The organism is Xanthomonas euvesicatoria pv. euvesicatoria (genome assembly GCF_020880415.1).
GTDB classification, from domain to species: Bacteria; Pseudomonadota; Gammaproteobacteria; order Xanthomonadales; family Xanthomonadaceae; genus Xanthomonas; species Xanthomonas euvesicatoria.
This window is the reverse complement of the sequence record NZ_JAJIUJ010000120.1, coordinates 98,887-112,265: the sequence shown is the minus strand read 5'-3', so window position 1 is coordinate 112,265 and position 13,379 is coordinate 98,887. Positions and strand designations below refer to the sequence as shown.

Here is a 13,379-nt window from a genome sequence, read left to right as displayed (position 1 = left end):
CATGACGTCGTGCAGGCATCGCCGCAACCGCGTGCGTGGTGGCGGCCGAATGCGTGGACAAGGAAACCAGGGACATCGGAAAGAGACTCATGCGGGGAGGTGGCAGACCGCTTCGCAATTGTGGCCATCGGGATCGAGCACGAAGGCGCTGTAATAGTGTGGATGGTAATGCGGGCGCAGCCCGGGCGCGCCGTGATCGCGGCCACCGGCGGCCAGCGCAGCACGATGAAACGCATCCACGCTGTGGCGGTCGCTCGCCGTCAGCGCGACATGGGTGGTGCCCGGCGCCTGCGCGTGGGAGCCCAGCCAGAGAAACGGGCGCTCGGTGCCGAAGCCGGCATGCGCGCGGCCGCCGGTTTGCGCGGCCGTCAGTTCCACCAGCAGCGTGATGCCCAGGGGCGCCAGCGCGGCCCGGTAGAACGCGGTGCTGGTTTGCAGGTCGCTGCAGGCCAGGCCGATATGGTCGATCGCGCTCACGCCATGCTCTCCGGCATCCACGCGGCGCTGCGCTTGTCCAGAAACGCACCCAGGCCTTCCTGGCCTTCGGGCGACACGCGCAGACGGGCAATCAAGGCCGCATTGGCGGCATCGATGGCATCGCGGTCGGCAGTTGGCAGCACCGAGCGCACCAGCGCCTTGGCGCTGCTGGTGGCCAGCGGCGCCGCTGCCAGCAACAGGCGAACCTGGCGTTCCACTGCGATATCCAGCTGGTCGGCGGCCACCAGCTGGTGCAGCAGACCCAGCAACTGCGCGGTGCCGGCATCGAAGATCTCGGCGGTTGCGAACCAGCGCCGCGCCTGGCGCGCGCCGATCGCTGCAACCACATAGGGCGAAATGACCGCCGGCAGCAGGCCGAGCTTGCTTTCGGTCAGGCCGAAGCGCGCCTCGGTACAACCGATGGCGATATCGCAACACGCCACCAGGCCGACACCGCCGCCGAAAGCAGCGCCGTTGACGCGCGCGATGGTGGGCTTGGGCAGTTCATCCAGGGTGCGCATCAGCTGCGCCAGCGCCAGTGCGTCGGCGGCGTTCTCGGCTTCGCTGGCGCTGGCCATGCCGCGCATCCAGTTCAGGTCTGCGCCGGCCGAAAAGGCCGCGCCATCACCGGTCAGCACGACGACGCGGATCTGCGACGCCCGGCCCGCCTCGCGTAATGCATCGGTCAACGCCGCGATCAGCGTCGCATCGAAGGCGTTATGTACTGCGGGCCGATGCAATCGCAAGGTGCGAACCGCTCCGTGGTCTTCGACGATCAAGCCGGTGTCCTGCATTGCGTACGTCCATGAATGGGATGCGAACCATGATAGCGGGCCGGGTCGCCGGAGCCATGACGCGGTGCGTCGATGCTAGAATTGAGAACCATTCCTAACAATCAGGCCGTCTTTGTGACGCTGTCCGACATGCCTTTGCATCGCGCCGCCATCGTGGACTCCGTGGAGGATCGTCTCCCCAACGACACGATCGCCCGGCGCTTGCGGGAGTTGGGGTTTGTCGCGGGCGAGGAAGTCACGGTGCTGGCCACCGGGCCGGTCGGCCGCGAACCGTTATTGGTACAGGTGGGCTATACGCGTTTTGCCCTGCGGCGCAGCGAGGCTGCGCGCGTGCAGGTGCGCCATGCGGGAGGATCGGCATGAGCGCGGCCACCGTTCCGCTGCGTCTGGCGCTGGTTGGCAACCCCAACAGCGGCAAGACCGCACTGTTCAACCAGCTGACCGGCAGCCGGCAGAAAGTGGCCAATTACACCGGCGTCACCGTCGAGCGTAAGGAAGGCCACTTCCGCGCACCGTCCGGGCGCGACTTTGCGGTGCTGGATCTGCCCGGCGCCTACAGCCTGCAACCGGCGAGCCTGGACGAGGCGATCACCCGCGACCTGTGCCGTGGCTTTTATCCGGGCGAGCCGGCGCCGGACGTGCTGGTCTATGTGATGGATGCGACCAATCTGCGCCTGCATCTGCGCTTTGCGTTGGAACTGCGCGAGCTCGGCCGGCCGATGATCGTGGCGCTGAACATGATGGATGCCGCACAGCGACGCGGCATTGTCATCGACCTGCCGGCGCTGGAGCAGGCGCTCGGCGTGCCGGTGGTCGAAACGGTGGCGGTGCGGCGCGGTGGTGCCAAGGTGCTGGTCGAGCGGCTCGACGCGCAGGCGGCACGCCTGACGGCGCCCGCCGCCAATCCGCCGGCCGACGGTAATTATCACGCGCTGGTGCGGCAGATCCTGAGCGCAGCGGTGACCATGCCCACCCGCACCTCGCGCGTGGACGATGCGCTGGACCGCTGGCTGCTGCATCCGATCTGGGGCCTGGTCACGCTGGCGGTGGTGATGTTCATGATCTTCCAGGCGGTCTATGCCTGGGCTGCGCCGGTCATGGACCTGATCGACGGCGGCACCGCCGCCTTGGGCGAGTGGGTCGGCGCGACGTTGCCGGAAGGTCCGCTCAACAGCTTGCTCAAGGATGGCGTCATCGCCGGGCTGGGCGGGGTGATCGTGTTCCTGCCGCAGATCCTGATCCTGTTCGCCTTCATCCTGGCCTTGGAAGAATCCGGCTACCTGCCGCGTGCGGCGTTTCTGCTCGATCGCATGATGTCGGTGGCCGGTTTGTCGGGGCGCTCGTTCATTCCGCTGTTGTCGAGTTTTGCCTGTGCGGTGCCGGGCATCATGTCCACGCGCAGCATCCAGGACCCGCGCGACCGGCTCGCCACCATCATGGTCGCGCCGCTGATGACGTGTTCGGCGCGGTTGCCGGTGTATGCGTTGTTGATCGGCGCCTTCATTCCGCAGAAGACCGTGTGGGGCATCTTCAACCAGCAGGGACTGGTGCTGTTCGGGCTGTATGCTGCGGCCATCGTCAGTGCGCTGCTGGTCTCGTGGACGATGAAGAAATGGCGGCGCGACAAGAGCGAGCACCCGTTGATGCTGGAGCTGCCGTCCTACCGCGTGCCGCAGGTACGCGACTTGGCGCTGGGGCTGTGGGAGCGCGCCTGGATCTTCCTCAAGCGCGTGGGCGGCATCATCCTGGCGCTGACCATCCTGCTGTGGTTCCTGCTGTCGTTTCCCGAGGCGCCGGCCAATGCCACCTTGCCGGCAATCGACTACAGCTTCGCCGGTCGTATTGGCCACGCAATGGCAGTGTTCTTCGCACCGCTGGGCTTCAACTGGCAGATCTGCATCGCGTTGATTCCCGGCCTGGCCGCACGCGAAGTGGCGGTGGCCTCGCTGGCCACGGTATACGCGTTGTCTGCTGCCGACGACGACGCGGCAGCGCAGGCGTTGTCGCCGTTGATCAGCGACGGGTGGTCGCTGGCCACCGCGTTGTCGCTGCTGGTCTGGTACATCTACGCACCGATGTGCATCTCCACGCTGGCCACGATCAAGCGCGAAACCAACTCGTGGAAGCAGATGACCATCAGCGCGGTGTACCTGTTCGCGCTGGCCTACCTGGCGTCGCTGGTGACCTACCAGCTGGCCGTGCTGCTGGGGGCCGGCTGAGATGACGCTTTCGCTCACGCTGCAATACCTGGTGATCGCCATCGCAGTGCTGGTCAGCCTGTGGGTGGTGATGAAGAAACAGTTTCCCGGTGTGCTGCGTCGCCTGCGTGGCGCGCTTGCGCTTGGGCTGCTGCGCAGCGGGCGGCCGGCATGGGTGCAGGCACTGGGTCGTCGCGTAGCACCGCCTGCCGCCCAAAACGTCTCCGCCTGCGGTGGTTGCGACAGCTGCGGCCCGACACCGCCCCGCAGCCACTGACCCCCGTCGTCTGGTCTACACTTGCGCGGCCGCAGGACGCGGCCAGACAAGGGGGCGGTGATGCGTTTGCTGGTGTTGTTGGCGGTGCTGGCCGCCGTTGCGGGTCTCTATAACTATGGCGGCAACGCGCTCGACGAGAAGCAGGTGCGCGATTTCTATGCCGCGCACGACAAGGCGATGTTGAGCCAGGACGGCGAGGCGCTCTGCGCAATGACCGCGCCGGAATTCGAAATGGTGGTGCTGTACCGCATGGATTCCCATCAGCAGCGGCAGACCGCCAACCGCGAGAAATATTGCAAATCCAACGGCGAATGGGCGCAGGTGCTGCGGCAGATGAGCCACGTGGCCGATCCGGAAGAGCTGATCGACTACAAACAGTCCATCACCAAGATCGATATCGCCGCAGACGAACATTCGGCGATGGTCGAAACGCGTGCCACGCTCGGTCTGCCGGGCGTGCGCATGACCTTTCGCACACGCGACAAGGTGATCCGCAAGCGCTGGAAGACGCTCATCGCCCACAGCGAAGGCACCGCCTGGGTCGGCCCGGCGTATCAATAAGCGCAGCTGACCAAGTGACTGCGCTTGCCCCAGCGGCGCGGTCGTCGCTGGATGCGGCCTGTGCGATGCAGACAGGGCAGTTGCAATGCGCGCTCCACGGTTGGCTGGCGATTGCCGGCGACGTGCTGCCGGTCTCCCGGCTCCGTGCCGGGTCAGGCGAGCGGCCAGCGCTCCGTCGCTGCACTGCACAGCGCCGCAACCACTGGCGTTCGCTATGCTTGCGCCATGACGACTTCCTTCCAGATCTCCCGACGTGCGCAGGCGCTGACCAGTTCGGCGATTCGCGAAATCCTCAAGGTGACCGAACGGCCGGAGGTCATTTCCTTCGCTGGCGGCCTGCCGTCGCCGGCCACCTTTCCGGTGGAGCGCATGCGCGCTGCCAGCGACCAGGTGCTGCGCGACGCCCCGCAGGCGGCCTTGCAATACGGCCCAACCGAAGGTTATGCGCCGCTGCGCGAATGGGTGGCCGCGCGGCTGAGTCGCGATGGCGCCAGCATCCGGCCCAGCCAGGTGCTGATCACCACCGGCTCGCAACAAGGCCTGGACCTGCTCGGCAAGGTCTTCATCGACGAAGGCAGCAAGGTGTTGGTGGAAACGCCGAGCTACCTGGGCGCGCTGCAGGCGTTTTCGTTGTTCCAGCCCGCCTTCGTTGGCATGCCCTCGGACGAGGACGGTGTGGTGGTGGATGCGCTGGATCCGGCGCTGCTGGCCGATGCGCGCTTTCTGTACTGCCTGCCGAATTTTCAGAATCCCACCGGCCGGCGCTTGCCGCTGGCGCGTCGCCAGGCCTTGGTGGCGCGTGCTGCCGAGACAGGCGTGCCGATTGTCGAAGACGACCCGTACGGCGAGCTGTACTACAGCGGGCAGCCGTTGCCGAGTCTGTTGTCGATGAACCCCGAAGGCGTCATCTACATGGGCTCCTTTTCCAAGGTGCTCGCGCCCGGCCTGCGGCTGGGCTACGTGGTGGCGCCCGAAGCGGTGTTGGGCAAGCTGATCCAGGCCAAGCAGGCGGCCGATCTGCATACCCCATCGTTTACCCAGCGCGTGGTGTACCAGACACTGCAGGACGATTTTCTCCAGACCCATATTCCGCAGATCCGTGCGCTGTACGCGCGCCAGTGCAGCCTGATGCTTGAGGCACTGGACCGGCACTTCCCGTCGCAGGTGCAATGGAATCGCCCGGAAGGCGGCATGTTCTTGTGGGTGACCTTGCCGCCGGGGTTGGATGGGACCGCGTTGCTGGCGCGGGCCATCGCACGCAATGTCGCGTTCGTACCCGGCGCGCCGTTCTTCGCCACCTTGCCGCAGACCAATACGCTGCGTCTGTCGTTCGTCACCGTGCCCGGCGAGAAGATCGATGCCGGCATCCAGGTGCTGGGCGAGTTGCTGCGCGAGGCGCTGGCCGAATTGCCAGGGCTGGGTGCGTGACGATGGCGACGGCAGAGCAGGGTGCGCCGATCGCGATCAGGATCGACCACGTCGCCATCGGCAGCGCGCGCGACTTCACTCGACCTGGCAGCCGCAGTGCGATCGACAAACGTCCGCTGCAGGGAGCGGTGCAGGTCGGCCTCGAAGGCCTGGAGGGCGACGAGCAGGGCGACCGGCGCGTGCATGGCGGGCCGGACAAGGCCATCCATCATTACCCGCGCGATCACTACGCCGCCTGGCGCGACGAACTTGGTCCGCACGTGCTGCTGGAGGCGGCAGGTGCCTTCGGCGAAAACCTCAGCAGTGTGGGCGTGACCGAAGCCGATGTCTGTCTTGGCGATCGCTTCACCTTGGGCACGGCGGTGGTGGAGGTGTCGCAGTTGCGACAGCCGTGCTGGAAGCTGTCGGACCGTTTTGGTGTGCGCGAGCTGGCGCGCCGTGTACAGGAGACCGGCCGAACCGGCTGGTATTACCGCGTGCTGCAGCCGGGCAGCGTCGCGGCCGGCGACCTGCTGACCCTGCAGGCGCGGCCGCATCCGGATTGGCCGCTGTCGCGTCTTCAGCAGGTGCTCTACGCCCGTCAGGTCGATGTTGCAGCTGTCACCGCGGTATTGCAGCTGCCGCTCGTGCCGTCCTGGCGCACGCTTTTCGAACGCCGCCTGCAGCGTAGCGAAGTGGAAAGCTGGAGCAAGCGGCTGGAAGGTGTCGGCGATTAGAGCGCGTTATGCACGTTGGGATGGGGTGCGTCGGCCGCCAGCGGCACGGAGCAAATGCGGAGCGGCGCCGGCTTGGCTGGCGCCAACGCAAGCCGCGCGGCGCGCGCTCCGTGCCGCTGGCGGCCAACCCTCCGGGAAGCGCCCTGTGACGCGCCGATGCCGCGTTGCGCGCCTTGCCCAGGAGGCCAGCCTTGGTAAGGCGCACGCCTTCTTAACGCGCCACAGGACGCTTCGCGCTCACCGTAAGGCGCATAAAACGCTCTAAGCGCGGCTGACAAAGCTGCTGCGCAGTGTCAGGCGGATGTGGTCGCTGCGTCCTTGGCTAGTACAGCACCGTTATGCGCTTGCGCCGCGCATTCCAGGCCTGGGTGACGATGGCGCGCTACGTTGCGATAGCCACGCGTAGAGCGGCCGACATCACCGATTACATGGTTGGGTGCATGCCGGGTGCGGAGTGGGCAAAGTCCAGTTGCATTCCCGCGGTTCTCTACTTCTCAGCACCCATCCAGGAGCCGTTCGCCAGGCCTCGTCGCCCACCCCGAAGGCGACCGGTCGCCTCACCACGCAATGCCGCATCGTGCGCAATGCGGCGCCGCGGTGACGACTCGCTAATCGTAAATCCCCAATCCCGGCTATCGTGTACCACCCACATCGCCAAGCCAGCCGCCGCCATGACAACCTCTGCTGTGAAAGTTCTGATCCACGGCGCCTCCGGGCGGATGGGCAAGGCGTTGCTGCGATTGGCCGCCGAAGACCAGACCTTGCAGGTGGTTGGCGCCGTGGTGGGCCGCTCGCCCTCCCAGCGCGTGGTCGATGGGGTGCCGTTCTTCGCTGCCAGCGAACTCGGCGGCGCGCCTGCGTTCGATGTGGCCATCGATTTCAGTCTGCCGCAGGGCTTCGCACCGATCCTGGCGTTGTGCGCACAGCGTGGCAAGCCGTTGGTGTCCGGTACTACCGGGCTCGACGAGGCGCAGCGTGCGGCCTTGCGCGATGCCGCCCAGCAGATCGCGCTGGTGTGGGCCTCCAACTTCAGTCTCGGCGTTGCGGTGCTGACAGAGCTGGTGGAGCGCGCGGCCGGCACCTTGCCGGGTTGGGACTGCGACATCCTCGAAGCGCATCACGTGCACAAGCAGGACGCGCCCTCCGGCACCGCGTTGACGCTGGGCGAAGCGGCGACCGGCAGCGGCGCGCAGCCGCGCTATGTCAGCTTGCGTGCCGGCGACATCGTCGGCGAACACACCGTGCAGTTCACCGGGCTGGGCGAGCGGGTCGAGCTGGTACATCGCGCAACCAACCGCGACATCTTCGCGCGCGGTGCCTTGCATGCGGCCAAGCTGCTGATCGGCAAGCCGGCAGGCAGCTACCGCGTGCGCGATCTGGTGCTGTGAGCACGCCTGCAGCCATGCATGAACGGTAGCCGCACGCCGCGGCCTATTCATGCCTCGGCATTGCTGCCGCGACTGCATCCGGTGCTCTTCAGACTGGCATGGCGGGGCAGTTGCCTTTACAATTCTCGCTTGCCCGAACCAGCGTCGGACCGGTCCCCAGCACCGCGTCCGCGCTTTGCTGCAACCGGAATTTGACCGGGAGCGCATCGGAGTCCCAGGCAGCCAGAGCGAGACCCCCACGTGACCCAACCCGCAATCCTTGTCCTCGAAGACGGCACCGTGTTCGAGGGCGAATCCGTAGGCGCCAACGGGCTTTCCGTCGGTGAAGTGGTGTTCAACACCGCCATGACCGGCTACCAGGAAGTCCTGACCGATCCCTCCTACGCCCGCCAGATGGTCACGCTGACCTATCCGCATATCGGCAACACGGGCTTCACCGATCAGGACGACGAAGCCCGCAAGATCTGGGCCGCCGGCCTGATCGTGCGCGATGTGCCGCGCCGCCCCAGCAACTGGCGCAGCCAGGTGGCCTTGCCGGAATGGCTGCAGGCCCGCGGTGTAGTCGCCATCTCCGGCATCGACACCCGCAAGCTGACCCGCCTGCTGCGGCAAAAGGGCGCCCAGAACGGTGCGCTGATGGCCGGCGAGATCGACGTCGAAAAAGCACTGGAAGCCGCGCGCAAGTTCCCCGGCCTGAAAGGCATGGATCTGGCCAAGGTGGTCTCGACCGAGAAGACCTACCTGTGGACCGAGGGCCAGCTGGATCTGGATGCCAACGCCTTCGTCAGCGTGCCGGCCAAGTACAAGGTCGTGACCTACGACTATGGCGTGAAGCTCAACATCCTGCGCATGCTGGCCGAGCGCGGCTGCGACGTCACGGTGGTGCCGGCGCGCACGCCGGTGGCCGAGGTACTGGCGCTGCAACCCGATGGCGTGTTCCTGTCCAATGGCCCGGGCGACCCGGAGCCGTGCGACTACGCCATCGCCGCGATCAAGGAACTGGTGGCGAAGAAGGTGCCGACCTTCGGCATCTGCCTGGGCCATCAGTTGCTGGCGCTGGCCGCCGGCGCCAAGACGCTGAAGATGACCACCGGCCATCACGGCGCCAACCACCCGGTGCAGGATCTGGACGGCGGCCGGGTGATGATCACCTCGCAGAACCACGGTTTTGCGGTGGATGAAAGCACCTTGCCGGCCAATGTGCGGGTGACCCATCGGTCGTTGTTCGACGGCACCAACCAGGGCATCGCGCTCACCGACGCACCGGCGTTCTCGTTCCAGGGCCACCCGGAAGCCTCGCCGGGACCGCGCGATGTGGGGCCGTTGTTCGATCGGTTCGTGGATCTGATGGCGGCACGCGCCTGATGAAAACGGGGCTGGCCTCGCTGCCGCGCACACGCCATTGGCGGGTGTTTGCGTTGGCGATGCTGGCGCTGTCCGCGTATCCGGCCTTCGTGTTGATTGCGGTGTATTCGCAGTGGCTGGGTTCGGGCCTCCCCGGCGGGCGCAACGGCCCGGCCGATGCCTACCGACACAGCCTTGCGAGCGCCATCGTCGCCTACAGCTTGTCCCCGCGTTGCGTGGATTGGGTGACTGCCGTGATGGAACGCGGTGGCGTTGGCACGCCGAGCCGCGCGATGGATGCGCATAACAACGGGATTGGCGCGCGCATCGGCGCCGCCGCTCCCAGCTGGGCCGCGATGCAGCGAGAGGTTCGCGCCGCGGTCGACCATGGCGCGATCGATGCCCGATCGCCCGACCAAATTACCTGGCTCGCCGCTACGGCGTGGCAGGACCGACTTTACTGAGGACCCCCATGCCAAAGCGCACCGACCTTAAAACCATCCTCATCATCGGCGCCGGCCCGATCGTCATCGGCCAGGCCTGCGAGTTCGACTACTCCGGCGCGCAGGCGTGCAAGGCGCTGCGCGACGAGGGTTACCGCGTGGTGCTGGTCAACAGCAATCCGGCCACCATCATGACCGACCCGAACATGGCAGACGCCGTGTACATCGAGCCGATCAACTGGCAGACGGTCGAAAAGATCATCGCCAAGGAAAAGCCCGATGCCCTGCTGCCGACCATGGGCGGGCAGACCGCGCTGAACTGCGCGCTGGACCTGGCCGACCACGGCGTGCTGGAGAAGTACAACGTCGAGCTGATCGGTGCCAAGCGCGAAGCGATCCGCATGGCCGAAGACCGCGAGCTGTTCCGCGTGGCGATGGGCGAGATCGGGCTGGATTGCCCGACGGCGGCGGTTGCCCACACGCTGGAAGAAGCGCTGGAGATCCAGACCCGCGTCGGTTACCCGACCATCATCCGCCCCAGCTTCACCCTGGGCGGTAGCGGCGGCGGCATCGCCTACAACCGCGAAGAGCTGATCGAGATCGTTGGCCGCGGCCTGGAACTGTCGCCGACGACCGAAGTGCTGGTGGAAGAATCGGTGCTGGGTTGGAAAGAATTCGAGATGGAAGTGGTGCGCGACACCGCCGACAACTGCATCATCGTGTGCGCCATCGAAAACCTCGACCCGATGGGCGTGCACACCGGCGACTCGATCACCGTGGCGCCGGCGCAGACGCTCACCGACAAGGAATACCAGCGCCTGCGCGATGCCTCGATCGCGGTGCTGCGCAAGATCGGCGTGGATACCGGCGGCTCGAACGTGCAGTTCGGCATCAGCCCGACCACCGGCCGCGTGGTCGTCATCGAAATGAACCCGCGCGTGTCGCGTTCCTCGGCGCTGGCCTCCAAGGCCACCGGCTTCCCGATCGCCAAGGTCGCCGCCAAGCTGGCCGTGGGCTACACGCTGGACGAATTGAAGAACGAGATCACCGGCGGTCTGACCCCGGCCTCGTTCGAGCCGTCGATCGACTACGTGGTCACCAAGATTCCGCGCTTTGCGTTCGAAAAATTCCCGCAGGCCGATGCGCGCCTGACCACGCAGATGAAATCGGTGGGCGAGGTGATGGCGATGGGCCGCACCTTCCAGGAATCGTTGCAGAAAGCGCTGCGTGGCCTGGAAACAGGCAAGATCGGCCTGGATCCGACCGGCCTGGACCTGAGCAGCGAAGACGGCATCGCCACGCTCAAGCGCGAGCTCAAGGCACCGGGCCCGGAGCGTTTGTTCTACGTGGCCGATGCGTTCCGTGCCGGCATGACGGTGGCCGATGTGTATGCGCTGTCATTCATCGACCCCTGGTTCCTGGACCAGATCGAAGAAATCATCAGCCACGAACAGCAGCTGGCCGACGACGGCATGGCGGCGCTGGATGCACCGCGCCTGCGCATGCTCAAGCGTGCCGGGTTCTCCGATGCGCGCATGGCGCAGCTGATCGGCAGCAACGAAGAATCGGTGCGCACTTTGCGCCGCGCGCTGAAGGTGCGCCCGGTCTACAAGCGCGTGGACTCATGCGCTGCCGAATTCGCCACCAGCACGGCCTATCTGTACTCGACCTACGAGGACGAATGCGAGGCGCTGCCGACCGATCGCGACAAGATCATGATCCTGGGCGGTGGCCCCAACCGCATCGGCCAGGGCATCGAGTTCGACTACTGCTGCGTGCACGCGGCACTGGCGCTGCGCGATGATGGTTTCGAAACCATCATGGTCAACTGCAATCCGGAAACCGTCTCCACCGATTACGGCACCTCCGACCGCCTTTACTTCGAGCCGCTGACGCTGGAAGACGTGCTGGAAATCGTCGAGCTGGAAAAACCCAAGGGCGTGATCGTGCAGTACGGCGGCCAGACTCCGCTGAAGCTGGCGCGTGCGCTGGAAGCCAACGGCGTGCCGGTGATCGGCACTTCGCCGGACTCGATCGACCTGGCCGAAGACCGCGAGCGTTTCCAGCAGTTGGTCGACAAGCTCGGCCTGAAGCAGCCGCCGAACCGCATCGCCCGCAATGCCGAAGAAGCCTTGGTGCTGGCACGCGAAATCGGCTACCCGCTGGTGGTGCGCCCGAGCTACGTGCTGGGCGGCCGTGCGATGGAAATCGTCTACGGCGAGTCCGACCTGGCGCGCTACGTGCGCGATGCGGTCAAGGTCTCCAACGATTCGCCGGTGCTGCTGGACCGCTTCCTGGACAATGCGGTGGAAGTGGACGTGGACATCATTGCCGACAAGGACGGCAACGTGCTGATCGGCGGGGTGATGGAACACATCGAGGAGGCCGGCGTGCATTCGGGCGATTCGTCGTGCTCGCTGCCGCCATATTCGCTCTCGCCGCAGACCCAGGCCGAGCTGCGTCGCCAGGTGGTGATGCTGGCCGAAGGCTTGAACGTGGTCGGCCTGATGAACACCCAGTTCGCGGTGCAGGTCAACGAAGCGGGCGACGACATCGTGTACCTGCTGGAAGTGAACCCGCGTGCCTCGCGCACGGTGCCGTTCGTGTCCAAGGCGATCGGCATGCCGCTGGCCAAGATCGCTGCACGTTGCATGGCCGGCAAGACGCTGGCCGAGCAGGGCGCCACCAAGGAAATCGTGCCGGACTATTACTCGGTGAAGGAAGCGATCTTCCCGTTCGCCAAGTTCCAGGGTGTGGACCCGATCCTCGGGCCGGAGATGCGTTCCACCGGCGAGGTGATGGGCGTGGGCCGCAGCTTCAGCGCCGCGTTCGCACGCGCGCAGGAAGCCGGTGGCATCAAGGCGCCGCCGGTCGGCAAGGCCTTCGTCTCGGTGCGCGACCCGGACAAGCAGCGCGTGCTGCCGGTGGCGCAGGCGCTGGTGGAGCGTGGCTTCACGCTGGTGGCCACGCGCGGTACCGGTGCGTGGCTGCAGCAGAACGGGCTGAGCTGCGAAATCGTCAACAAGGTGGCCGAAGGCCGCCCGCACATCGTCGATTCGATCAAGAACGGCGAGATCGTCTACATCGTCAACACCACCGAAGGTCGCGCTGCCATTTCGGATTCGTTCTCGATCCGCCGCGAAGCGCTGCAGCATCGCGTGACCTATTCGACCACTGTCGCCGGCGCCAAGGCGCTGGTGCAATCGCTGGAATTCCGCGGCACCGGCCCCGTGTGGTCGCTGCAGGAACTGCACAAGGAGCTGGAAGCATGAGAGCACCCATGACATCGAAGGGCGCGCAGCGCCTGCGCGAAGAGCTGGAGCATTTGAAGTCGGTCAAGCGCCCAGAGGTGATCAATGCGATCGCCGAAGCGCGTGCGCACGGCGACCTGAAGGAAAATGCCGAATACCACGCTGCGCGCGAGCAGCAGAGCTTCATCGAAGGCCGCATCAAGCAGCTGGAAAGCGAGCTTTCGCATGCCGAAATCATCGACATCACCAAGTTGTCGGCCGGCACCAAGATCGTGTTTGGCGCCACGGTGACGCTGGCCGATACCGAAACCGACGAAGAGAAGCGCTACCAGATCGTTGGTGATCTGGAGGCGGACATCAAGATGGGCCTGATCGCGATCTCCTCGCCGCTGGCGCGCGCGCTGATCGGCAAGCTGGAAGGCGATTCGGTCACCATCGATGCGCCGGCCGGCCAGCGCGAGTACGAAGTCGTCAGCGTCGCCTACCTGGACTGACCGGCATC

Annotated in this window: 13 protein-coding genes; 11 read left to right on the top strand and 2 right to left on the bottom strand. The window is 66.0% G+C overall.

Annotated features, from left to right (window positions below; all coding sequences use genetic code 11):
• Positions 1-87 precede the first annotated feature (87 nt).
• Together LN450_RS22710 and LN450_RS22705 are read right to left on the bottom strand one after the other, a co-directional pair.
• Positions 88-477 (bottom strand): VOC family protein, encoded by a 390-nt coding sequence (locus tag LN450_RS22710; RefSeq protein ID WP_008571467.1) that lies wholly within the window; start codon positions 475-477, stop codon positions 88-90.
• Complete coding sequence (locus LN450_RS22705; RefSeq protein ID WP_008571468.1) at positions 474-1,271, bottom strand: enoyl-CoA hydratase-related protein; 798 nt, start codon at positions 1,269-1,271, stop codon at positions 474-476. The genes LN450_RS22710 and LN450_RS22705 overlap by 4 nt, the downstream gene beginning before the upstream one ends.
• Before the next feature lie 114 nt (positions 1,272-1,385).
• Between LN450_RS22705 and LN450_RS22700 the strand changes: the two genes are divergently transcribed.
• The 11 genes from LN450_RS22700 to greA all read left to right on the top strand — a co-directional run bounded on the left by LN450_RS22700 (position 1,386) and on the right by greA (position 13,371).
• Complete coding sequence (locus LN450_RS22700; RefSeq protein WP_003486267.1) at positions 1,386-1,634, top strand: FeoA family protein; 249 nt, start codon at positions 1,386-1,388, stop codon at positions 1,632-1,634.
• Positions 1,631-3,490, top strand: coding sequence for a ferrous iron transporter B (gene feoB, locus LN450_RS22695; RefSeq protein ID WP_011347202.1), 1,860 nt, complete (start codon positions 1,631-1,633; stop codon positions 3,488-3,490). The genes LN450_RS22700 and feoB overlap by 4 nt, the downstream gene beginning before the upstream one ends.
• A 1-nt stretch (position 3,491) precedes the next feature.
• The gene (locus tag LN450_RS22690; protein WP_008571471.1) at positions 3,492-3,746 is read left to right on the top strand and encodes a DUF6587 family protein; all 255 of its coding nucleotides are present in this window, start codon (positions 3,492-3,494) and stop codon (positions 3,744-3,746) included.
• A 60-nt stretch (positions 3,747-3,806) separates the two neighbouring features.
• Positions 3,807-4,307, top strand: coding sequence for a hypothetical protein (locus LN450_RS22685; protein ID WP_008571472.1), 501 nt, complete (start codon positions 3,807-3,809; stop codon positions 4,305-4,307).
• 225 nt (positions 4,308-4,532) lie between these two features.
• Entirely contained in the window at positions 4,533-5,735 is a 1,203-nt protein-coding gene (locus tag LN450_RS22680; protein ID WP_029819289.1) for an aminotransferase-like domain-containing protein, read from the top strand.
• Positions 5,732-6,451: an MOSC domain-containing protein gene (locus LN450_RS22675; protein WP_033478477.1), complete on the top strand. Its 720-nt coding sequence runs from the start codon at positions 5,732-5,734 to the stop codon at positions 6,449-6,451. Before LN450_RS22680 ends, LN450_RS22675 begins: the two co-directional genes overlap by 4 nt.
• A gap of 671 nt (positions 6,452-7,122) precedes the next feature.
• The gene (gene dapB / locus LN450_RS22670) at positions 7,123-7,839 is read left to right on the top strand and encodes a 4-hydroxy-tetrahydrodipicolinate reductase (protein WP_011347204.1); all 717 of its coding nucleotides are present in this window, start codon (positions 7,123-7,125) and stop codon (positions 7,837-7,839) included.
• Between the two features lie 240 nt (positions 7,840-8,079).
• Complete coding sequence (carA, locus tag LN450_RS22665; protein WP_011347205.1) at positions 8,080-9,204, top strand: glutamine-hydrolyzing carbamoyl-phosphate synthase small subunit; 1,125 nt, start codon at positions 8,080-8,082, stop codon at positions 9,202-9,204.
• Positions 9,204-9,647: a hypothetical protein gene (locus tag LN450_RS22660; protein ID WP_008571477.1), complete on the top strand. Its 444-nt coding sequence runs from the start codon at positions 9,204-9,206 to the stop codon at positions 9,645-9,647. Before carA ends, LN450_RS22660 begins: the two co-directional genes overlap by 1 nt.
• Positions 9,648-9,655: 8 nt before the next feature.
• Positions 9,656-12,898 carry a carbamoyl-phosphate synthase large subunit gene (carB, locus tag LN450_RS22655; RefSeq protein WP_011347206.1) on the top strand — a complete coding sequence of 1,081 codons (3,243 nt, stop codon included), beginning with the start codon at positions 9,656-9,658 and terminating at the stop codon, positions 12,896-12,898.
• Positions 12,899-12,906: 8 nt separating this feature from the next.
• On the top strand, positions 12,907-13,371 hold the full coding sequence (greA, locus tag LN450_RS22650; RefSeq protein ID WP_003486289.1) for a transcription elongation factor GreA: 465 nt from the start codon (positions 12,907-12,909) through the stop codon (positions 13,369-13,371).
• Positions 13,372-13,379: the final 8 nt, after the last annotated feature.